The 20,723-nt window shown below is 66.8% G+C and carries 20 protein-coding genes; 13 read left to right on the top strand and 7 right to left on the bottom strand.

The features are described 5' to 3' along the window. The first annotated feature begins 353 nt into the window (after positions 1–353). Entirely contained in the window at positions 354–1,334 is a 981-nt protein-coding gene (locus DBV14_RS17345; RefSeq protein WP_185546049.1) for an IS110 family transposase, read from the top strand. 246 nt (positions 1,335–1,580) lie between these two features. On the opposite strand, the gene DBV14_RS17340 is transcribed toward DBV14_RS17345, so the two are convergent. Then, positions 1,581–2,147, bottom strand: a complete 567-nt coding sequence (locus DBV14_RS17340; RefSeq protein ID WP_124460404.1) for a LuxR C-terminal-related transcriptional regulator — start codon at positions 2,145–2,147, stop codon at positions 1,581–1,583. Positions 2,148–2,240: 93 nt separating this feature from the next. Here DBV14_RS17340 and DBV14_RS17335 point away from each other — a divergent pair, with 93 nt between their 5' ends. From DBV14_RS17335 to DBV14_RS17325, 3 genes are all read left to right on the top strand, one after another. Next, positions 2,241–3,053 (top strand): CoA transferase subunit A, encoded by an 813-nt coding sequence (locus DBV14_RS17335; protein WP_124460403.1) that lies wholly within the window; start codon positions 2,241–2,243, stop codon positions 3,051–3,053. Between the two features lies 1 nt (position 3,054). After that, complete coding sequence (locus tag DBV14_RS17330) at positions 3,055–3,693, top strand: 3-oxoacid CoA-transferase subunit B (RefSeq protein ID WP_124460402.1); 639 nt, start codon at positions 3,055–3,057, stop codon at positions 3,691–3,693. A 201-nt stretch (positions 3,694–3,894) separates the two neighbouring features. Further along, positions 3,895–4,218: a hypothetical protein gene (locus DBV14_RS17325; RefSeq protein WP_185546048.1), complete on the top strand. Its 324-nt coding sequence runs from the start codon at positions 3,895–3,897 to the stop codon at positions 4,216–4,218. Between the two features lie 49 nt (positions 4,219–4,267). On the opposite strand, the gene DBV14_RS17320 is transcribed toward DBV14_RS17325, so the two are convergent. Beyond that, positions 4,268–5,161, bottom strand: a complete 894-nt coding sequence (locus DBV14_RS17320; protein ID WP_124460401.1) for a LysR family transcriptional regulator — start codon at positions 5,159–5,161, stop codon at positions 4,268–4,270. A 163-nt stretch (positions 5,162–5,324) separates the two neighbouring features. Between DBV14_RS17320 and DBV14_RS17315 the strand changes: the two genes are divergently transcribed. From DBV14_RS17315 to mmsB, 5 genes are read left to right on the top strand one after another with little or no spacing between them, the layout of a single operon-like run. After that, a complete protein-coding gene (locus DBV14_RS17315) occupies positions 5,325–6,857 on the top strand; it encodes a CoA-acylating methylmalonate-semialdehyde dehydrogenase (protein ID WP_124460400.1) in 1,533 nt (510 codons plus the stop codon). Positions 6,858–6,889: 32 nt separating this feature from the next. Beyond that, entirely contained in the window at positions 6,890–7,255 is a 366-nt protein-coding gene (locus DBV14_RS17310; protein ID WP_260397093.1) for a lysozyme inhibitor LprI family protein, read from the top strand. After that, on the top strand, positions 7,252–8,406 hold the full coding sequence (locus DBV14_RS17305) for an acyl-CoA dehydrogenase family protein (protein ID WP_124460398.1): 1,155 nt from the start codon (positions 7,252–7,254) through the stop codon (positions 8,404–8,406). The genes DBV14_RS17310 and DBV14_RS17305 overlap by 4 nt, the downstream gene beginning before the upstream one ends. A 40-nt stretch (positions 8,407–8,446) precedes the next feature. Then, on the top strand, positions 8,447–9,565 hold the full coding sequence (locus DBV14_RS17300) for an enoyl-CoA hydratase/isomerase family protein (RefSeq protein WP_124460397.1): 1,119 nt from the start codon (positions 8,447–8,449) through the stop codon (positions 9,563–9,565). A gap of 40 nt (positions 9,566–9,605) precedes the next feature. Continuing rightward, positions 9,606–10,502 (top strand): 3-hydroxyisobutyrate dehydrogenase, encoded by an 897-nt coding sequence (mmsB, locus tag DBV14_RS17295; protein ID WP_124460396.1) that lies wholly within the window; start codon positions 9,606–9,608, stop codon positions 10,500–10,502. 182 nt (positions 10,503–10,684) lie between these two features. Here the strand turns inward: mmsB and DBV14_RS17290 are convergent, their stop codons facing one another. Both DBV14_RS17290 and DBV14_RS17285 read right to left on the bottom strand, forming a co-directional pair. Beyond that, positions 10,685–11,959, bottom strand: a complete 1,275-nt coding sequence (locus tag DBV14_RS17290) for an MFS transporter (protein ID WP_260397092.1) — start codon at positions 11,957–11,959, stop codon at positions 10,685–10,687. A gap of 24 nt (positions 11,960–11,983) precedes the next feature. Beyond that, complete coding sequence (locus DBV14_RS17285) at positions 11,984–13,411, bottom strand: amidase (protein ID WP_260397094.1); 1,428 nt, start codon at positions 13,409–13,411, stop codon at positions 11,984–11,986. Between the two features lie 123 nt (positions 13,412–13,534). On the opposite strand from DBV14_RS17285, the gene gcvA reads away from it, so the two are divergent. Next, positions 13,535–14,533 carry a transcriptional regulator GcvA gene (gene gcvA / locus DBV14_RS17280; RefSeq protein ID WP_124460393.1) on the top strand — a complete coding sequence of 333 codons (999 nt, stop codon included), beginning with the start codon at positions 13,535–13,537 and terminating at the stop codon, positions 14,531–14,533. Here gcvA and DBV14_RS17275 read toward each other — a convergent pair. Both DBV14_RS17275 and DBV14_RS17270 read right to left on the bottom strand, forming a co-directional pair. Further along, positions 14,434–14,874 carry a hypothetical protein gene (locus DBV14_RS17275; protein WP_124460392.1) on the bottom strand — a complete coding sequence of 147 codons (441 nt, stop codon included), beginning with the start codon at positions 14,872–14,874 and terminating at the stop codon, positions 14,434–14,436. The genes gcvA and DBV14_RS17275 overlap by 100 nt on opposite strands. A 58-nt stretch (positions 14,875–14,932) precedes the next feature. After that, positions 14,933–15,859: a LysR family transcriptional regulator gene (locus DBV14_RS17270; RefSeq protein ID WP_124460391.1), complete on the bottom strand. Its 927-nt coding sequence runs from the start codon at positions 15,857–15,859 to the stop codon at positions 14,933–14,935. A gap of 112 nt (positions 15,860–15,971) precedes the next feature. Between DBV14_RS17270 and metE the strand changes: the two genes are divergently transcribed. The 3 genes from metE to DBV14_RS17255 all read left to right on the top strand — a co-directional run bounded on the left by metE (position 15,972) and on the right by DBV14_RS17255 (position 19,858). Beyond that, positions 15,972–18,326 carry a 5-methyltetrahydropteroyltriglutamate--homocysteine S-methyltransferase gene (gene metE / locus DBV14_RS17265; RefSeq protein WP_124460390.1) on the top strand — a complete coding sequence of 785 codons (2,355 nt, stop codon included), beginning with the start codon at positions 15,972–15,974 and terminating at the stop codon, positions 18,324–18,326. A 39-nt stretch (positions 18,327–18,365) separates the two neighbouring features. Beyond that, positions 18,366–19,253, top strand: a complete 888-nt coding sequence (locus DBV14_RS17260; protein ID WP_124460389.1) for a hypothetical protein — start codon at positions 18,366–18,368, stop codon at positions 19,251–19,253. A gap of 263 nt (positions 19,254–19,516) precedes the next feature. After that, a complete protein-coding gene (locus DBV14_RS17255) occupies positions 19,517–19,858 on the top strand; it encodes an alpha/beta hydrolase (RefSeq protein WP_124460388.1) in 342 nt (113 codons plus the stop codon). 106 nt (positions 19,859–19,964) lie between these two features. Here DBV14_RS17255 and DBV14_RS17250 read toward each other — a convergent pair whose 3' ends face one another. Continuing rightward, positions 19,965–20,552 carry a DNA-3-methyladenine glycosylase I gene (locus tag DBV14_RS17250; RefSeq protein ID WP_124460387.1) on the bottom strand — a complete coding sequence of 196 codons (588 nt, stop codon included), beginning with the start codon at positions 20,550–20,552 and terminating at the stop codon, positions 19,965–19,967. Positions 20,553–20,723 lie beyond the last annotated feature (171 nt).

Here is a 20,723-nt window from a genome sequence, read left to right as displayed (position 1 = left end):
TTGTGCGGATGACGCATCGGGGACGTGTTCTTGGTGCTGCTGTATGGGAGCGGGGTCATTCTTTGGCGAGTGCGACTGACACCGGGTACTCCCCTCCGCGAATGTCCCCCGCTTCGCTCCTCCTGATATTGTTCCTCTCGCTCCCGTGGCGCTGAAGGGAGCCCGTTCGGTAGACCCCGTTCTCCTCCTTGGGCCGACCAGCCCGTAATAAAGACTGGGGAACCGGACGGATTCGACGCTGTAGCTCGAACGGTGTCTTGGGGCGTCGCCGGCTGTGCGCTGGCGATGACCCCGCATATCAGGCTGTGCATGTCGGATGTGGCGCATTGACTCTTGATCCAAGGAGTACCACCGTGACATGCAAAGTAGGAGTCGACATCAGCAAGATGAAGCTCGATGCGGCGTGGCTCAAAGAGGACGGCAAGTACCGCTCCAAGGTGTTCCCCAACAATGCCGGCGGCTTCGCGGACATGCTGCGATGGCTGGATTTCCATCTGCCTGGCGGCAAGGCCAGCGCCCATGTCTGTATGGAAGCCACGGGGCCGTACCACGAGGGCCTGGCGCTTTTCCTGCACGACCACGCCGTGGCGGTCTCGGTCGTCAACCCGCTGCAGGTCAAGCGGTTCATGGAGCTGGAGCGGGTGCGCAACAAGACCGACGAGGGCGATGCGAAGGCCCTGGCACGGTTTTGCGACAGGACCGCTCCGGCGTTGTGGGAGGCGCCTTCGCCCAGCGTGCGTTGCCTGCAGGCGCTCGTGGCCCGGCTGGACACGCTGCAGCAGCTCAGGCAAGGCGAGTCCAACCGCCTGCAGGTGGCCCACGAGTCGGTCAGGCCCTCCCTGATGGCGGTCATCGCAAGCCTGGACCACTCCATCGAGGAGGTGTGCAAGCAGATCCGCAAGACCATCGACGACGACCCCGATCTGCAGCAGCGCAGCGCGCTGCTGGCAACGATCCCCGGCCTGGGAGGCAAGACAATTCCCCGTCTGCTGGCCTACATCGGGCGCCCCGAGCGCTTCACCGGCGCCAAGGCACTGATCGCCTATGCCAGCCTCACGCCGATGATCAGGCAGTCCGGCACTTCGCTGGACAAGCGACGAGGAACCCACCCGCAGGGGCACGCAGCGCTCAAGAAGGCGCTTTACTTCCCGGCCCTGGTGGCGGGCAGGCACAACCCGTTGGTGGCGCGGTTCTGGAAGCATTTGAAGGCGCAGAACAAGCCCGGCAAGCTGGTCGCTGTGGCCTGCATGCACAAGCTCCTGGCCATCGCCTACGGCGTCTTGAGATCGGGCAAGCCCTTCGATGCGAACTACGGAAAGGCTGCCAGCGCTTGACAGGCATAACGGTGTCTTTATTTCGCTGCGCAGAACACGCCATCGGCGTGAGCGACCCCAGAGCGCAGGTTGATCGGCCGCAAGCGCACAGCGTGCCCAGGTGCGCAGGGCATCGGGTGCTTCCCGCAGCGAAATAAAGGAGGAGCGAAGCGGGGGACATTCGCGGAGGGAAGTACCCGGTGTCCTGTGCACGCACAAAGAATGCACCCGCTCCCGAACAGCAGCGCCAAGAACAGCAGCAAAAAGCTACCCAGCAATCAGCTTCTGCACAAGCTCGGCCGTAGTAGACGACTGGTACTTGCGCATCAACCGCGCCCGGTGCAACTCGACAGTGCGGTGACTGATGTCCAGCGCCTTGCCGATCTCCTTCGACGTCAACCCGCGCATCACCTGTGCCGCCACCTCGCGCTCTCGTGGCGTCAGTTGCGCCGTTACCGCCCGCCGGGAACCCAGGTCCTCGAACGTCCAGATGCCCGCTTCGTGCGGCGCCGCCCGGTTCATCGCGTGCCCCGTCACGTGGCACCAGAAAGTCTCGCCCGCTATCGCCCCGTGCAGCCCGCCCAGCCGCTTCATCATCCGGTTGTCCGCGTAATGGCCGCTCGCGTTCAGGAACGGTTCCATCCGCTTGCCGATGCGCTCGAATTCGGCCACGCTCGGGTACAGGATGCTGAACGAATGTCCCACCAGCGCGGAGGGCGTTGCGCCGAAAATTTCGCACACCCGCACGTTGCACGCCACGATCGTGCGGTTGCTCGAAACCACCATGCCGACGGGTGCATGTTCAAAAGCCAGCCGGTAATCGATCTCGGGCATCGGGGGTCACCATTACGAAATACTACGTATACGAGTAGGTAGTATCGTTCAAGGCTTTTCCACCACTCTCCATTCATCCATCAAGGAGCCCGAGTGAACAAGATTTATCCCTCCGCGGACGCGGCACTCAAGGGGGTCGTGGCCGACGGGCAGACGCTCGCGGTCGGCGGCTTCGGCCTGTGCGGCATTCCCGAAGCGCTGATCGACGCGCTGAAGGACACCAATGTGCAGAACCTCACCGTCATCTCGAACAACGCGGGCGTCGACGGCTTCGGTCTCGGCAAGCTGCTCGAGACGCGCCAGATCAAGAAAATGATCGCGTCCTACGTCGGCGAGAACAAGGAGTTCGAGCGCCAGTACCTCGCGGGCGAGCTGGCCCTCGAATTCACGCCCCAGGGCACGCTGGCCGAAAAGCTGCGTGCGGGCGGCGCGGGCATTCCGGCCTTTTTCACCAAGACCGGCGTCGGCACACAGGTGGCCGAAGGCAAGGAACTGCGCGAATTCGGCGGCGAGACCTACGTCATGGAACATTCGCTGGTGCCCGACGTGGCACTCGTCAAGGCCGACGTGGCCGACAAGTCGGGCAACCTGCGTTTTCGCCTCACGGCACGCAACTTCAACCCGGCCGCCGCCATGGCCGGCAAGGTCTGCATCGTCGAGGTCGAGAAGATCGTCGAAGTCGGCGAACTGGCCCCTGACGACATTCACCTGCCGGGCATCTACGTGCACCGCATCGTGCTCAACGCCAACCCCGAGAAGCGCATCGAGAAGCGCACCGTGAGCGCATCGGCGCCCGTCGATGCCGCCGCCGCCAAGGTCGAGGCCCAGGCCGTCATCGCGCAGGCCGCCGCCGGCAGCGAACAGCCCGTGCCCACCGTGCCCGCCAACAAGAAAGAAGGAGCCTGAGATGCCCTGGACCCAAGACCAGATGGCGGCCCGTGCCGCGCAAGAACTCGAAGACGGCTTCTACGTCAACCTCGGCATCGGCATTCCCACGCTGGTGGCCAACCACACCGGCACCAAGGAAGTCTGGCTGCAGAGCGAAAACGGCATGCTCGGCATCGGCCCGTTCCCGACCGAAGACCAGGTCGACGCCGACCTGATCAACGCCGGCAAGCAGACCGTCACCACGCTGCCCGGCAGCGCCATCTTCGGCAGCCATGACAGCTTCGCGATGATCCGCGGCGGCAAGATCAACCTGTCGATCCTGGGCGCCATGCAGGTCAGCGCCAAGGGCGACCTCGCCAACTGGATGATCCCCGGCAAGATGGTCAAGGGCATGGGCGGTGCCATGGACCTCGTGGCCGGCGTGAAGCGCGTGATCGTGCTGATGGAACACGTGGCCAAGAAGAAGGACGGCACCGAGGACCTGAAGATCCTCGAGAAGTGCACCTTGCCGCTGACCGGCGTGGGCGTGGTCGACCGCATCATCACCGACCTGGCGGTGATGGACGTGGTGCCTGAAGGCCTGAAGGTGATCGAACTGGCGCCCGGCGTCACCTTCGATGCGCTGCAGGCCAAGACGGGTGCCAAGCTGATCCAGTAGTCATCAGGGCTGCCGACGCGTCGGCGACAAGGCAAGGGCAGGGCAGCGAAAGCGGGCCCTGCTTTTTTTATGGATGGGCGGCACGCATTTCCGCTGCCAGGCCCCGGGCGCTGCGGGCATACTCTCGCCGCTTCTGAAACCCCGGCCTATGCCGACTGACGACGAATGAACGAAGGCCGGCCGAAGGGCGGCAAACCGACGATGAGCAGATACGAAGGAAAGCCGTTGCTGCGGCTGGTGGATTGTTTTGTGCTGGACGCCATCGACCAGCTCGACGACGCGCAAAGGGCGACGCTCGAAGCGCTGGAGCCCCGGCTCGCGAAGACGTTCGGTGCGAACGGAACCTGGCAGGAGATGGTGGGCAGCCAGATGGGCTTTGCCGAAGACCTGGCCGACCAGATCCGCCAGGTCTGGCGCGGCTATCTCGACCAGGCGGAAACGCAGCAACTGCGCGCGGACCCGCAGGCTTTTGTCGTGGACTTCGTGGCGCAGAACTTTCCGGGCATCGCGCCGTCGCGGCACTGACGTCCCGGCCAACGCCGGCCAGCGCCGGCATCGGCGCCGGCGTGCGGCGTCAGAGCTCGGGCAGCAGGTGCTTGCGCTGCGCTTCGGCGGTCTGCCGCAGGAACTCCCAGGTTGCCTGCATCCGCACGAGGTGCTTGGTTTCCGCGGGCATCGACATCCAGAAGGTGCGCGTGAAGTTCGCCTGCCCCGGCAGCACCGGGCGCAGCGCGCTGTCGCTTTCCGCAACGAAGGCCGGCAGCACGGCAATGCCCGCGCCCGCCGCCACGGCGCTGTGCTGCGCCAGCACGCTGGTGCTGCGCAGCGCAAAGCTGTCGGGCCGGTGCAGCTCGTCCAGGTACTGCAGCTCCTTGCTGAACAGCAGGTCATCGACATAGCTGATGAAGGTGTGGCCGCGCAGGTCTTCGCGCGTCTTGATCGGCTTGTGCGCCGCCAGGTATTTCTTCGATGCGTACAGCCTCAGCGTGTAGTCGGTGAGCTTGGTCACCACCACCGGCCCTCGTGCCGGCCTCTCCAGCGAAATCACGATGTCGGCCTCGCGCCGCGACAGGTGCACCAGCCGGGGCATGGCGAGCAGGTCGATGGTGAGCCGGGGGTGCTGCACCGCGAACAGTGCCAGCTGCGGTGCCAGCACCACGGTGCCGAAGCCTTCGGTCGCGCCGATGCGAACCAGCCCCGACAGGCCTTCCTGCGAGGCCGGCGCGGTGCTCTCCACGGCCTGGAAGGCGCTCTCCATCGCTTCCACTTGCGGCTGCAAGCGGCGGCCCGCCTCGGTAAGCCGGTGGCCACCCGATTCGCGCGAGAAGAGCGGGGCGCCGACTTCTTTCTCGAGCGCCTGGATGCGCCGCGCCACCGTGGTGTGGTCGACCTCGAGCCGGCGTGCCGCGCTCATCAGCGTGCCGGAGCGGGCCAGCTCCAGAAAGTAGCGCAGGTTGTCCCAGTCCATGTGCTTGCGTGCCTTCCAGTGGTTGCACCCTGGCGACTCTGCAAATTTGCAAAGCCGTGGCGCATATTTGTCTATTGTCATGGCAAATCTGCAAAGCTAGGATGCGGGCTGCACCGGTTCGAACCGGCATCGCTTTTCCGAGATTCACAGGAGACAAACCCCCATGGACGCCACCACCACCCCCAATTCCTCGACTGCCCAGGTCACCACCGTCAAGCTCCTGATCGGCGGCAAGCTCGTCGAATCCAAGACCACCGAATGGCGCGACGTCGTCAACCCGGCCACGCAGCAGGTGCTGGCCCGCGTGCCCTTTGCCACGCCCGCTGAGCTCGATGCCGCCGTGGCCTCCGCCAAGGAAGCATTCAAGACCTGGCGCAAGACGCCCATCGGCACGCGCGCCCGCATCTTCCTGAAGCTGCAGCAGCTCATTCGCGAGAACATGGGCGAACTGGCCGCCATCCTCACGGCCGAACAGGGCAAGACGCTGCCCGATGCCGAAGGCGACGTGTTCCGCGGCCTCGAAGTGGTCGAGCACGCATCGAACATCGGCAACCTGCAACTGGGCGAGCTGGCCAACAACGTGGCCAACGGCGTCGACACCTACACGCTGCTGCAGCCACTGGGCGTGTGCGCCGGCATCACGCCGTTCAACTTCCCGGCCATGATCCCGCTGTGGATGTTCCCGATGGCCATCGTCACCGGCAACACCTTCGTGCTGAAGCCCTCCGAGCAAGACCCGATGGTCACCATGCGCCTGTGCGAACTGGCGCTCGAAGCCGGCATTCCGCCCGGCGTGCTGAACGTGATTCATGGCGGCGAAGCCATCGTCAACGGCATCTGCGACCACAAGGACATCAAGGCGATCAGCTTCGTCGGCTCGACCAAGGTCGGCACGCACGTCTACAACCGCGCCACGCTGAACGGCAAGCGCGCCCAATGCATGATGGGCGCGAAGAACCACGCCATCGTGATGCCCGACGCCAACAAGGAGCAAACGCTCAATGCGCTGGCCGGCGCGAGCTTCGGTGCCGCCGGACAGCGCTGCATGGCGGTGTCGGTGGCGGTGCTGGTGGGCGAGGCGCGCAACTGGGTGCCCGAGCTCATCGAGAAGGCCAAGACGCTGAAGATCGGCGCCGGCACCGACAAGGGCGTCGACGTGGGCCCGCTGGTTTCGTGCGCAGCGTACGACCGCGTGAACAGCCTCATCGAACGCGGCGAAGCCGACGGCGCCAAGCTGGTGCTCGACGGCCGCAAGCCCACCGTGCCCGGCTACGAGAAGGGCAACTTCGTCGGCCCGACCATCTTCACCGGCGTGAAGCCCGGCATGACCATCTATGAACAGGAAGTGTTCGGCCCGGTGCTGTGCATTGCCGATGCCGAGACCATCGACGAAGCCATCGACCTGATCAACAGCAACCCGAACGGCAACGGCACGGCCATCTTCACGCAGTCGGGTGCCGCGGCACGCCGCTTCCAGGAAGACATCGACGTGGGCCAGGTCGGCATCAACGTGCCGATTCCGGTGCCTGTGCCGATGTTCTCGTTCACCGGCTCGCGTGCTTCCAAGCTCGGCGACCTGGGCCCTTACGGCAAGCAGGTCATCATGTTCTACACGCAGACCAAGACCGTGACGGCACGCTGGTTCGACGACAGCACCGTTTCGCACGGCGTCAACACCACCATCAGCCTCAAATGAGGCATGGGCTTCGCGTCGCGGCCTGGGGCGCGTTGGCGGCGGTCGCGTTGCTTGCCGGCGGGGCGCGGGCGGCCGGCTCCGAGGAGCCGATCGACTGCAATCCCAACGGAAACCAGCAGCAGATGAACGACTGCGCGCTGCGCGATTTCCGGGCCGCCGATGCGGCGCTCAACATCCGCTACGGCGAGGTCATGAAGACGCTCTCGCCGCAGATGCGCGTCGCGCTGCGCAACGAACAGCGGGCCTGGCTCAAGGGCCGCGACCCCGGTTGCAAGCGTGCCGCGAAAGCGAACGAAGGCGGCTCCATCTGGCCGCTGGTTTTCAATTCGTGCCTGGAGAAATCGACCCGCAAGCGGACCGCCGAACTGGACCGCTGGAAGGGTCGCGAACAACAATGAACTTCGAACTGTCCGAAGAACAGAACGCCTTTGCGCAGACCGCGCGCGACTTTGCACAGGCCGAGTTCGCGCCGCACGCGGCGCAGTGGGACGCGGAAGCCATCTTCCCCAAGGAAGCCATCGCCAAGGCCGGCGAGCTGGGCTTTTGCGGCCTGTATGCGCCCGAGCGCATCGGCGGCCTAGGCCTGCCGCGGCTCGACGCGGCGCTGGTGTTCGAGGAAATGGCCGCGGTCGATCCGTCGACCACGGCCTTCATCACGATCCACAACATGGCGACGTGGATGCTCGGCACCTGGGCCACCGACGCGGTGGCGCAGCAGTGGGGCGAAGAGCTGACGAGCGGGCGCAAGCTGGCCTCGTACTGCCTGACCGAACCGGGCGCCGGGTCGGATGCGGGCTCGCTCAAGACGCGCGCCGAGCTGCAGGGCAACGAATACGTCATCAACGGCGGCAAGGCCTTCATCTCGGGCGCCGGCGCGACCGACGTGCTGGTGCTGATGGCGCGCACGGGCGGCGGCGGCGCGGGCGGCATCTCGGCCTTCGCGGTGCCGGCCGATGCGGCGGGCGTGAGCTACGGCAAGAAGGAGCACAAGATGGGCTGGAACAGCCAGCCCACGCGCACCATCAACTTCGACAACGTGCGCATTCCGGCCGACCACCTGCTGGGCAAGGAAGGCGAGGGCTTTCGCATTGCCATGAAGGGGCTGGACGGCGGGCGCATCAACATCGCGACCTGCTCGGTGGGCGCGGCGCAGGGCGCGCTCGACGCGGCCCGCCGCTACCTGCACGAACGCCAGCAGTTCGGCAAGCCGCTCGCGAGCTTCCAGGCGCTGCAGTTCAAGCTGGCCGACATGGCGACCGAGCTGGTGGCGGCGCGGCAGATGGTGCGGCTTGCAGCCAGCAAGCTCGACGCCGGCCATGCCGATGCGAGCACCTATTGCGCGATGGCCAAGCGCTTCGCGACCGATGCGGGCTTCAACGTCTGCAACGACGCGCTGCAGCTGCACGGCGGCTACGGCTACCTGAGCGAGTTCCCCTTGGAGCGGCTGGTGCGCGACGCACGCGTGCACCAGATCCTTGAAGGAACCAACGAAATCATGCGCGTCATCGTTGCGCGAAAATTGCTGGAAGGCGACAGCGATATCCGCTGACCGCACCGTGAACCCCCGCCCTCCAGGACCTGAAAAAACAATGACCGACAACGTAGTTCTCTTCGACGAAATCAAGACCGCCGGCGGCCAGCGCTTTGCCGTTGCCACGCTCAATGCGCCGGCTTCGCTCAATGCGCTGTCCGTGGACATGGTGCGCCTGCTCACGCCCAAGCTGCGTGAATGGGCGCAAGACGCAGGCATCGTCGGCGTGCTGCTGCAGGCCGCGGGCGAAAAGGCTTTCTGCGCCGGCGGCGACCTGCGCCAGCTCTACCAGACGCTGCTCGACTGCGGCCCCGAGCGCAACACCTACGCCGAAGATTTCTTCCGCGAAGAGTACGAGCTCGACCACCTGATCCACACCTTCCCCAAGCCCTTTCTCTGCTGGGGCCACGGCATCGTGATGGGTGGCGGCGTGGGCCTGCTGGCTGGCGCCTCGCACCGCGTGATGACGCTGCAAAGCCGCATCGCCATGCCCGAGATCAACATCGGCCTGTACCCCGACGTGGGCGGCAGCTGGTTCCTGCGCCGCACGCCGGGCCGCACCGGCCTGTTCCTGGCGCTCACGGCGGCCAACGTCAACGCGGCCGACACCATCTTCTGCGGCCTGGCCGACGTGCTGGTGCCGCAGGAGCGCAAGGGCGACGTGATCGACGCCATTGCCGCCACCACCTGGGCCGGCGGCAACGGCAAGGCCGATCGCGCCACGCTGTCGCGCATCCTCGCGAAAGCGGGCGAAGGCACCGAGATGCCCGCGTCGAAGGTGCGCGAGCACTACGACGCCATCAATGCCCTGATGGCCGGCGACGACCTGCTCGACATTGCGAAGCGCCTGCGCGAACTGCAAAGCGACGACGCATGGCTGCAGACCGCCGCCAAGACCTTCACCAAGGGCGCGCCCAGTTCGGCCGCGCTGAGCTTCGAGCTCTGGCAGCGCGTGCACCGCATGTCGCTGGCCGAGGTGTTCCGCCTCGAGTACTGGGCGTCGCTGGGCTTCTGCGCGCACAAGGACTTTGCCGAAGGCATTCGCGCGGTGCTGGTCGACAAGGACCGCAACCCGCGCTGGAGTCCGGCCACGCTCGAAGAGATCACGCCCGAATTCATCGAAGACCACCTGCGCCCGCGCGGCGAGATGCCGGCCGAGCTGGCATCGCTGGCCTGACCGGCTTTACCCCCTGCACAGAACAACGGAGACAAGACACATGAAGATCGCATTCATCGGCCTCGGCAACATGGGCGGCCCGATGGCCCTGAACCTGCACAAGGCCGGCCACACGCTCAGCGCCTTCGACCTCTCGGCGGAAGCCTGCAAGAAGTTCGGCGCCGAGGGCCTGCCGATTGCCAAATCGGCGGCCGAGACGGTGACCGATGCCGAAGTCGTCATCAGCATGCTGCCGGCCAGCGCGCATGTCGAAGGCCTGTTCCTCGGCGGCGCGGGCAAGCCCGGCCTGCTCGACAGCATCAAGGCCGGCACGTTGGTGATCGACAGCAGCACCATCGCCGCCGCCACGTCGCGCAAGGTGGCCGAGGCCGCCGCCGCCAAGGGCGTGGCGATGATCGATGCGCCCGTGTCGGGCGGCACCGGCGGCGCCATTGCCGGCACGCTGACCTTCATGGTCGGCGGCGACACGAAGGACCTGGAGCGCGCGCGCCCGGTGCTCGAAAAAATGGGCGCCAACATCTTCCACGCCGGCGCGGCAGGCGCGGGGCAGACCGCGAAGATCTGCAACAACATGCTGCTCGGCATCTTGATGATCGGCACGTCGGAAGCGCTGGCGCTCGGCGTGGCCAATGGGCTCGACCCCAAGGTGCTGTCCGAAATCATGCGCCGCAGTTCGGGTGGCAACTGGGCACTCGAGAAGTACAACCCGATGCCGGGCGTGATGGAAACCTCGCCCGCGTCGAAGAACTATGCGGGCGGTTTCGGCACCGACCTGATGCTCAAGGACCTGGGGCTGGCCCAGGAAAACGCGAGCGCGGTGCGTGCGTCGACGCCCCTGGGCGGCCTGGCGCGCAGCCTGTATGCGGCACACAGCCTGGCCGGCCACGGCGCGCTCGATTTCTCGAGCGTGCTGAAGCTGGTGCAGAAGGCGTCCTGAGTTTTCCCGGCTGCGACGGGGCAGCGGAAGCGTCTGGAGGGGTGGCCGGCGTTCAGCCGAAGCGGGCCTGAACGGCCCACAGAACGCCGATCACGACGACGAACAGCACGAAGAACAGAACCCAGGCACGCGTGAACGCCTGGGTCTCCGTGATGGCTTCGGGAGTAGCCACGGGTGGCGGGCTAGAGACGGCGGGCGGTTGTGGAGTCATTCCCGACTGTACCTCTCGCGGCGTCCAGCCTCGACATCGCACCCATGATGACGGCCGAAACCAGGTTCGCGCCCACGCTGAAAAGAATCGGCAGCATGTAGCTGTGGCTGATGTCGAAGGCAAAGCCCGCGGCCGCCGGCCCGACCAGCGTGCCCACCGCCACGCTGGTGTACAGCACGCCGATGATCGCGCTGATGTTGCGTCCGCCGAAGTAGTCCATCACCAGGGCCGGCAGCAGTGCCACGAAGCCGCCGTAGAACACGCCGTAGGCGAGCGCGAATACGGCCAGCCCCCAGAACCCGCCCGACACCGCCCAGACGATCAGCGACAGCGCCATGCCCGTGGACATCAGCAGCATGGTGCGCGGCCGCCCCATGCGGTCGGCCAGCCCGCCCAGGAAGAACCGGCCGGCCGTGCTGCCGACGCCGATGGCGCCCAGCAGCAGCACGGCCGAAGTCGATGCCACGCCATGGTCGAGTGCGTACGGCACCAGGTGCACGAAGGGGACGAACAACCCGAACGAGCTGATCAGGCAGGCCGCATACAGGCCGGCAAAGCGCTTCGACCGCACGGCATCGCGCACCGTGAAGCCCGCCGGCCGGGCCGATGCGGCCTGCGGCTGCGGCGGATCGCCGTCGGGCCCGAGCCCCCGGTCGCGCGGGTCGTTCTCGATCAACAGCGCCATGCCCACGCCCACCACCGCCGCGAGGATGCCGAGCGCCAGGTAGGCATGCCGCCACCCCAGCTGCTCGATGAAGAACGAGGCCAGCGGCGGCATCACCAGCGTGCCGACGCCGATGCCGCTCACGGCCAGCCCCGATGCAAAGCCGCGCCGCTTGACGAACCAGCGCTGCACCGCGCCCAGCACCGGCACATACGAGGCGCCGACCCCGAGGCCGACGCCCAGCCCGTAGGCCAGGTAGATCTGCATCAGGCTCTGCGCCTGGCTGGCAACGGCCAGCCCCAGCCCGACCAGCACCATGCCGCCCACGGCCAGCCGCCGCGAGCCCCAGCGGTCGGCCAACGGTCCACTCAGCACGCCGAGCCCGAAGTACAGGAAGCCGGCCAGCGAGAACACCAGCGACACCGAGCCGCGCGAGGCGCCGAAGTCTTTCTGCAGCGACTCGAGAAAGGCGCTGAAGGTGTAGGCGCAGCCGAAGCCGACGAAGGTCACGGCGAATGCGCCCGCGACCACCAGCCAGCCGCGAAAGATGCGCGGGTTGGGCGGCGTGGATGACGAGGTCAAGGTCGGAGTCTCCATGTTCTTCTTTCAGTCCAGCGGGTGGCGGCGGTGCCAGCGGGTGATGCCCTGGAATGCGGCGCCGGCGTGAACCAGCGTCGCCTCGTCCATGTGCGCCGCGACCAGCTGGAACGCCAGCGGCATGCCCGTGGCGTTGGCACCGCCGGGCAGCGTGAGGGTCGGATGGCCGGTCATGTCGAAGGGACAGGTATAGCGCAACAAGGCCGACACCAGTGCGGGTTCTTCGCCCAGCGCCTGCATTGCCGCGACGGTGGGCGAGCCGAACGGATGCACCGGCGCCAGCAGCAGGTCGACGCGGCCGAACAGCGCGGCAACGCGGCCGCGCAGGGCCATGCGGCGCAGCGCGATCTTCTGCAGGTCGGTGCCGCGCACCGCAAGGCCGGCCTCGATGACAGAGGCGAGCACCGGGCCGTAGGCGTCCTTGCGCGATGGATAGGTCGCTTCATGCGCAACGGCGGCTTCGGTGGCACTGAGCGGAAACCAGTCGGCCACGGCCTGCGCCATGTCCGGCAGTTGCAGCTCGACGATGTGCGCGCCGAGCGTGCGAAAAGCGTCGAGCGACTGCCGCAGCATGGCCTGCGTTTCCGCATCCACGCCATCGCCGTTCCAGGCCGGGTCGAGCCCGATGCGCAACCCTCGCGCGCCCTGGCTCGCGGCGGCAACGTAGTCGGGCACGGCATCGAGCGCCGCGGTGGGGTCGTTCGCATCGGCGCCGGCGATCACGCCGAGCAGCATGCCCGCATCGACCGCGCTGCGCGCCATCGGGCCCACGTGGTCGAGCGACGCCGCCAGTTCGAACACGCCGTGGCGGCTCACGCGGCCCCAGCTCGGCTTGATGCCGGTGAGGCCGTTGGCCGCGCAGGGAAAGCGGATCGAGCCGCCGGTGTCGGAGCCCAGCGCGCCGTGGCACAGGCCCGCGGCCGTTGCCACGCCGGAGCCGCTGGACGACATGCCGGGCCAGTGCGCCGCGTTCCACGGATTGACCGGCGGCACGACGGAAGGGTGATGGTCGGAGTAGGCGCCTTCGGTCAGCTGCAGCTTGCCCAGCAGCACCGCGCCGGCTTCTTTCAGGCGGCGCACCACGGTCGCGTCTTCGGTCGGGATGTGGTGCTTGTGGACCGCCATGCCGGTGGCCGTGGCGAAGCCTGCGGTCTGGCACAGGTCTTTCACCGCGATGGGAACGCCGTGCAGCGGGCCGCGATAGTGGCCCGCTGCGATCTCGGCTTCGGCTGCTTCGGCCTGGGCCGTTGCCGCATCGGCCATCACCAGTGCGTAGCTGTGGAGCGCGCCGTCGAGGGTGGCGATGCGGTCGAGCTGTGCACGCGTGGCGGCCACCGGAGAGGTTTGGCGCGCGCGGATGCGGGCCGCCAGTTCGGCAATCTCCAGGTAGTGGAGGCGGTCGTTCGTGGTGGCGTTTGAAGCATCAGAATATCTGATGCCATGAAGGTCGGGTGTACGGAGCAAGGTGGTTTCTCTTTCGGCTTGGCTGTGCCAATATTCCGCCTTCCTCTTGCGTCGCGCAAACCAGATCTTCTGCGGGTTTCGGATCAGATTAACTAAATGACAGAACACCAGCTTCCGCCCCTGAACGCACTGCGCGCCTTCGAAGCCACGGCGCGCCATCTGTCCGTCAAGAATGCGGCGGACGAGCTGAGCGTGACCCCCGGCGCGGTGAGCCAATTGGTCAAGACACTGGAGCTGCACCTGGGCGTGGAGCTGTTTCGCCGGGTGAATCGCGGCATCTTCCTGACCGATGCCGGCCAGGCCTACCTGCCGCCCGTGCGCAATGCGTTCAGGCAGATCAGCGACGCCACGCGCCGCGTGGCCGTGCCACCGGAAACAGGCATCCTCACAGTCAGCGCCACGCCGTTCTTTGCCTCGGCGTGGCTGGTGCCGCGTCTGAAGTCGTTCCAGGATGCGCACCCCGACATCGACCTGCAGGTGTCGTCCAGCCACACGCTGGCCGATTTTTCACGCGACGGTGTCGACGTCGCGATCCGCCATGGCCTGGGCCGCTACGCGGGCCTGCGCAGCCAACGCGTGCTGACGGTCGAGATCGTGCCCGTGGCGGCGCCCCCGCTGGTGCGCAGCCTTGGCATGCCCTCGGCCCCGGTCGATCTGGCGCGCTGGCCGCGTGTCAACGACACCGAGCGCAAGGGCTGGGCGATGTGGTTCGAGGCACAGGGCATCGACCACGCGGGGCCGGCGCGCGGCCCGTCCTTCGACGATTCGGGCCTGTTGCTGAAGGCCGTGCTGGCGGGGCAGGGCGCGGGCCTGCTGCCGGCGGCGCTGGTGGCGGACGACATTGCCGAGGGCCGGCTCGTGCAGCTGTCGGAGGTCACTTGGCTCGAAGACTTTGCCTACTACCTCGTCTACCCCGAGGACAGCCACAACCGGCCCAAGGTGGCCGCCTTCAGGGCGTGGATGCGCGATGCTGTTGGCGGCAACGACGGAAGCGATCAGGCCGCGGCAAGAAAAGCGTCGGCGTCTCCGGCTTCGCACTTCCAGTCCGCGAAGACGCCCACCAGGTTGCATGCCGTGCAGCGGCAGCCCAGGTAGTACCAGCGCACGTCGTTGCTCTCGCTGTAGAGCGCAACGCCCGACAGCAGTTCGAAGCTCTCGGCCGCGCACACGCATTCGTGGTTGTCGAAGTCGGCCTCGTCGGCAAACTCGGCGCTGTCGCCCATCAGGTGAGCCGTGCCGCAGGCCAGGCAGGTGCGCCGCGCGGCGCCTGCTTCTTCGTCGCTCTCGAGCCTGAAGGCGCGATGGCCGCAAGTGCACACCGATTCCGCGAACCGGGTGGCAATGTAGGCGTTGGCCTTGCTGTAGCGCAGCAGTTCGGTGCGGGTGTCGTCGGGGCCACTGCCGTACCAGTACCTGCCCTTTTTCGTCAGTGCCATGGGGGCGTCATCCTGTCTTCGAATCGATGGCCGCGATTCTGCTGCATCGCCTGGCGGGTCAGAGCAGCTCGATGCCCGGCAGGCTCTTGAAGCAACTCTCGCGCGTGATGCGCACGAAGTCCGCCAGCCATGGCTGGTTCGACGTGGCTTGCGTGCATGCCATGTAGAGCCGCCCGGTCAGCCCCCTGGCGCCCACGCGGCGCGCGGTGACGTAGCCGCGGTCCAGGTAGTTCTGCACCGCCCACAGCGGCAGTGTGGCCACGCCGCGCCCGCTGGCCACCAGTTGCAGCATGGCCACCGTCAGTTCGGTGGTGCGACGGTGCGCGGGCTCCACGCCGGCCGGCGCCAGCACCTGCCGCACGATGTCGAGCATTTCGTCGGGCACCGGGTAGGTGATGAGCGTCTGGTCCGCGAAGTGCCGCGCCGTGAGGTGCGCCTTGGCCGTCAGCGGATGGTCGTTGGCCAGCAGCGCCATGATCTCGAAGCGGAACAGCGCGTGGTAGTCGACCGTTTCGTCGGGGTCTTCCTCGGACACGATGGCCACCTCGGCGCGGTTCTGCATCACCAGCGCGATCGGGTCGGGGTGAAAGCCCGAGACGATGTCGAGCTCGATCTCGGGCCAGCGCTGGCGAAAGGCGTCCATGGCGGGCATCAGCCAGTCGAAGCAGGTGTGGCACTCGACCACGATGCGCAGTTGCCCGCTGCGGCCCAGCGCCAGCCGCGCCACGTCGCGCTCGGCTTCTTCGATGAGCGGCAGCGCGGTGTCGGCCAGCTGCAGCAGCCGCAGCCCGGTGGTGCTGAACTGCGGCGGCACCGACTTGCGCTCGAACAGTTGCGCGCCATAGCGGTCTTCGAGCAGCTTGATCTGGTGCGACAGCGCCGACTGCGTGAGGTTGAGCAACTGCGCGGCGCGCACCAGGCTGCCGGTGTCGCGCAGCGCGATCAGCGTGCGCAGGTGGCGGATTTCAAGGATCGATTGCAGCATGAGGCAACATGAAAATGATTCAAGCGAATGGGCAAAAGGTTTCGTTTGAATCATATGCCTCAAACGCCGACCATCGTGGATTCCCAAGATTCAGCGACCGGACCACCTGCAAATGACCACCCGTATCCACACCCTCGGCTTTCCGCGCATGGGCGCCAACCGGGAACTCAAGTTCGCTCTCGAAAAGCACTGGCGCGGCGAGATCGACCGCAACGCGCTCGAAGCCGTCGGCGAGACGCTGCGCGCGCGCCACTGGCAGGCCCAGCGCGACGCGGGGCTCGACTTCGTGACCGTGGGCGACTTCGCCTGCTACGACCATGTGGCCAACCACATCCAGCTGCTGGGCTGCGAGCCGGCGCGCTTCGACTTCAAGGGCGACGAGCCCGAGCTGTCGCGCTACTTCAAGATGGCGCGCGGCGTGGAAGACGAAGCGGGCCACGTGCACGACGCCAGCTGCAACCACGGCGCCGAAGGCACCTTCGCGCTGGAAATGACCAAGTGGTTCGACACCAACTACCACTACCTGGTGCCCGAGTTCAAGGCCGACACGCAGTTCAAGCTGGCGTCGTCGCGCCTGTTCGACGAAGTGGCGCAGGCGCAGCAGGCGGGCCATGCGGTCAAGGCCGTGCTGCTGGGGCCGCTGAGCTTCTTGTACCTGGGCAAGGAAAAGGAAGCCGGCCTCGACCGCTTCTCGCTGCTCGATGCGCTGTTGCCGGTGTACGAACAGGTGCTCGCGCGCCTGAAGCAGCAAGGCGTGGAATGGGTGCAGATCGACGAGCCCATCCTGGGCCTCGACCTGCCCGAGCCCTGGCGCAATGCCTTCGAGCGTGCCTACTGGCAACTGGCCCGCAGCGCCCCCAAGCTGCTGCTGGCGACGTATTTCTCGCCGCTGTCCGACAACCTGCGCCTGGCCTGCCAGCTGCCGGTGGCGGGCCTGCACGTGGACGCGGTGCGTTCGCCGCAGGAGCTGACCGGCGTGGCCGACTGGCTGCCGGCGCACAAGGTGCTGTCGGTCGGCGTGGTCGATGGCCGCAACATCTGGCGCACCGACGTCGATGCGGCGCTGGCCAGGCTCAAGCCCGTGGCCGAAAAGCACAAGGGCGAGCTGTGGATCGCACCGTCGTGCTCGCTGCTGCATGTGCCGTTCAGCCTCGCGGCCGAGACGAAGCTCGATGCCGAACTGAAGTCGTGGCTGGCCTTCGCTATCGAGAAGCTCGATGAACTGCGCGTGCTGCGCGCGGTGGTCGATGGCAACGAAGCCTCGGTCGCCTCCGAGCTGGCCGTGAGCCGCGCAGCGGTGGCCGCGCGCCGCGCCAGCCCGCGCGTGCACCGCGCCGAAGTGGCGCTGCGCCTGGCGCGCAGCGTGGCCGGCGACGACCGCCGCGTGTCGGTCTTTGCGCTGCGCCAACTGGTGCAGCGCACGCGCTTCGCGTTGCCTGCGCTGCCGACCACCACCATCGGCTCGTTCCCGCAGACATCGGACATTCGCGCCGCGCGTTCCGCCTTCAAGCGCGGCGAGCTCGATGCGGCCGGCTACCGCGAGAAGATGCGCGCCGAAATCGCGCTGGCCGTGCGCAAGCAGGAAGAGCTGGGCATCGACGTGCTGGTGCATGGCGAAGCCGAGCGCAACGACATGGTCGAGTACTTCGGCGAACAGCTCGACGGCTTTGCCTTCACCGCCAACGGCTGGGTGCAGTCGTACGGTTCGCGCTGCGTCAAGCCGCCGGTGATCTTCGGCGACGTGGCGCGCCCCGCTGCGATGACGGTCGAGTGGACCGCCTATGCACAGAGCCTGACCAGGCTGCCGATGAAGGGCATGCTGACCGGCCCGGTCACCATCCTGCAGTGGTCGTTCGTGCGCGACGACCAGCCGCGCGCCATGACCTGCGAGCAGATTGCCTGGGCGATCCGCGACGAAGTGGTGGACCTGGAAGGCGCGGGCATCGGCATCATCCAGATCGACGAGCCGGCGATCCGCGAAGGCCTGCCGCTGCGCCGCGCCGGTTGGCCCGCGTACCTGGAGTCGGCCACGCGCGCCTTTCGCATCAGCGCCTCGGGCGTGCGCGACGAGACGCAGATCCACACGCACATGTGCTATTCGGAGTTCAACGACATCCTGCCGGAAATCGCGGCCATGGACGCCGATGTGATCACCATCGAAACCAGCCGCTCCGACATGGAACTGCTGCGCGCGTTCGGCGGAGAGGGTGGCGAGAACAATTCGGGCGGCTTCCGCTACCCGAACGAAATCGGTCCGGGCGTGTACGACATCCACTCGCCGCGCGTGCCGTCGGTCGAAGAGATCGTGCGACTGATGCGCAAGGCCGCGGGCGTGGTGCCGCACCAGAACCTGTGGATCAACCCCGACTGCGGCCTCAAGACCCGTGGCTGGCCCGAGACCGAGGCGGCGTTGTCGAACATGGTCACGGCCGCGAAGCTGCTGCGCAAGGAACTTGCGCCGGCTTGATGCGGGGAGGGGGAATGCGGGCGCGCCAATAATGGCGCCATGCATTCCCTGAACCGCCAGTCTCCGCACTCTGCGTTGCGTCCGTCTCGTTTTCTTTCGCTGTTGCTTTTGTTTCTGTTCGCGTTGATGGCCCCGTTGGCGGGCTGGGCGCAGAACCGGGCGCAAGCCTTGCTGCAGTTCGAGGGCGTGCAGGCGCGCTACCAGGCCGCCTATGCGCCCGGCGCCGTGGCACGCGATGCGCAACAGCAACTCGAGCCGCCAGACCTCGCCATGGCGGGCAGCGCGCTCAAGGCGCTGGATGCGGCGGCCTCGAAGTCTTTCAATACCGCTGCCGCGATGGCGGCCGTGCAATCGGCCGTTGCCGCGGCCGGGCACGGCGGGGCCGCGCCGAATGCGCCGACCCTGCGCGCGGTTGCGCACCTGGTGAAGATCCGCGCCGAATACGCCGCGATGAACGACGCCACGCGCGCGGAGTTCTTCAAGCAGCAGCAGGCCGTTCCGCCCGACGCGGTGCGCACCGAGCTGCTCGACCGCATGGCCGTGGCCGACACGCGCGAGGTCGATTTTTCGAGCCAGCTGCTGATGACCGCCGTGGTCAAGCAACTGGCGCGCGGCAATGCCGGCCAGTTCACTTCGTTGCCCGAGCGCACGCTCGATGGCGCCCTTGAATCGCTGTGGTCGCGCGGCGTGACCTCGACGCGGCAGCGCAACATGCTCATCGTGGCGCGCGAGCTGGAGCGGCAGATCACGCAGGCGCAGCTCGTGTCGCTGTCGAACGAGGAGGCGGCCGCGCTGCTGGCGTGGCGCAACGACCCGCAAGCCACTGCCGAGCGCGATGCGCTGGTCGATGCCTACAAGGCCGAGGTCAAGGCCGGCGGCGCGCGGGCCATCCGGACGGTGCTGCGCGCTTGGCCGCGCCAGCATTGACCTTCCCGCGGGGCCCGCATCCGCCGGGTTTTTCGGCCGGGCCCGGGCTCGGCCGGGGCGGCGCCGCTTGACGCGCTAGTCGGAAAGTATGCAAACTTTCCCTGTTTTTGGCGTCGGACAGGGCACTTGAGTTAGCCGCGTCAGAAAGTTCCTCGTCATTGTTTCAATTTCATGAACACTGCGATTCATTTGAATAGGGTTTTCCCTAGGAATTCGGGTGCAAACTTCGGGACACCTCAAAGCCCAATCAAGAAGGAAATGAAATGAAGACCTCGAACATCCTCGCCGCTGCCGCCCTGTCCCTGCTCGCCGCCGCTGGCGCCCATGCAGAAACCTACGAAGGCGTGCACGCCGTGACCTCCGGCTACAGCCGCGCCGACGTGGCGCCCCAAGCCGTTGCAGCTGCCCGTGCCGGCAACGCATACGGCGACGAAGTGTCGGCGTCCGTGGCTCCCGCCCTGACCGCTCCGGCCGACCGCGCCGCGGTTCGCAACGAAGCCGTTGCCGCTGCCCACGCCCCCGGCCAGAACCTGCGCCGCGAATCGTTCGCCGGCAGCGTGATCCCCACGCAAGCACGCAGCTTCACGCGTCAAGCCGGCCTGTAATCTGTCGCGGCGCAAGCCGCTTCAGCTCACGAGCCAAAAAAAGAAAAACCGGACCGGGCGAAAGCCTGGTCCGGTTTTTCTTTGTGGGCGCTCGAGTTCGAAAGGGCTACTTGCGTTTGGCCCCGTGCCGGTGGCAGTCGGCCGCGTGGTCGTCGACGATGCCGGTCGCCTGCATCCACGCGTAGACGATCACCGGCCCCACGAACTTGAAGCCGCGCTTCTTGAGCGCCGCCGATATTTCTTCCGACAGCGGCGTCTTGGTCGGCACGCTGCCCGTGCGGTTGACGATGGGCTTGCCGCCGGCCATGCCCCAGATGAACGCCGAGAAATCTTCGCCCGCCGCCTGCATGGCCAGGTAGGCGCGCGCGTTGCCGATGGTCGCCTCGATCTTCGAGCGCGAGCGCACGATGCCGGCGTCCTGCATCAGCCGGTCGACGTCGGCGGCCGTGAACTTGACGATCTTCTCTGGTACGAAACCCTTGAAGGCCTTGCGGAAGGCATCGCGCTTGCGCAGGATGGTGAGCCACGACAGCCCGGCCTGAAAGCCGTCGAGCATCAGCTTTTCCCACAGTGCGCGGCTGTCGTGCTCGGGCACGCCCCATTCGGCGTCGTGGTAGGCCGCCAGCAGCGGGTCGGTCTGGGCCCAGGCGCAGCGGATCTTGGTGGAAGAACTGGGGGTGCTGGCGGTGCTCATGTTTTCGGTTTCTCTGCTTTTCTGCTCGGCTATCGTTGGCGCATTTCCAGAATGAGGGAGTCACCCTGACGCAGCAATTTCGTTTTTCATTGTCGGCCCTTTCGGCTGTCGTGAATTTGCAGCGGATGCAGTAACGGGGGCATGGGGCGGGGGGTCATTCTTTGGCTTGTG

The sequence above is a fragment of the Variovorax sp. KBW07 genome (assembly GCF_003852515.1).
GTDB lineage: Bacteria > Pseudomonadota > Gammaproteobacteria > Burkholderiales > Burkholderiaceae_C > Variovorax.
The sequence above is the reverse complement of the archived record's forward strand: the minus strand, read 5'-3'. Positions and strand labels throughout refer to the sequence as shown.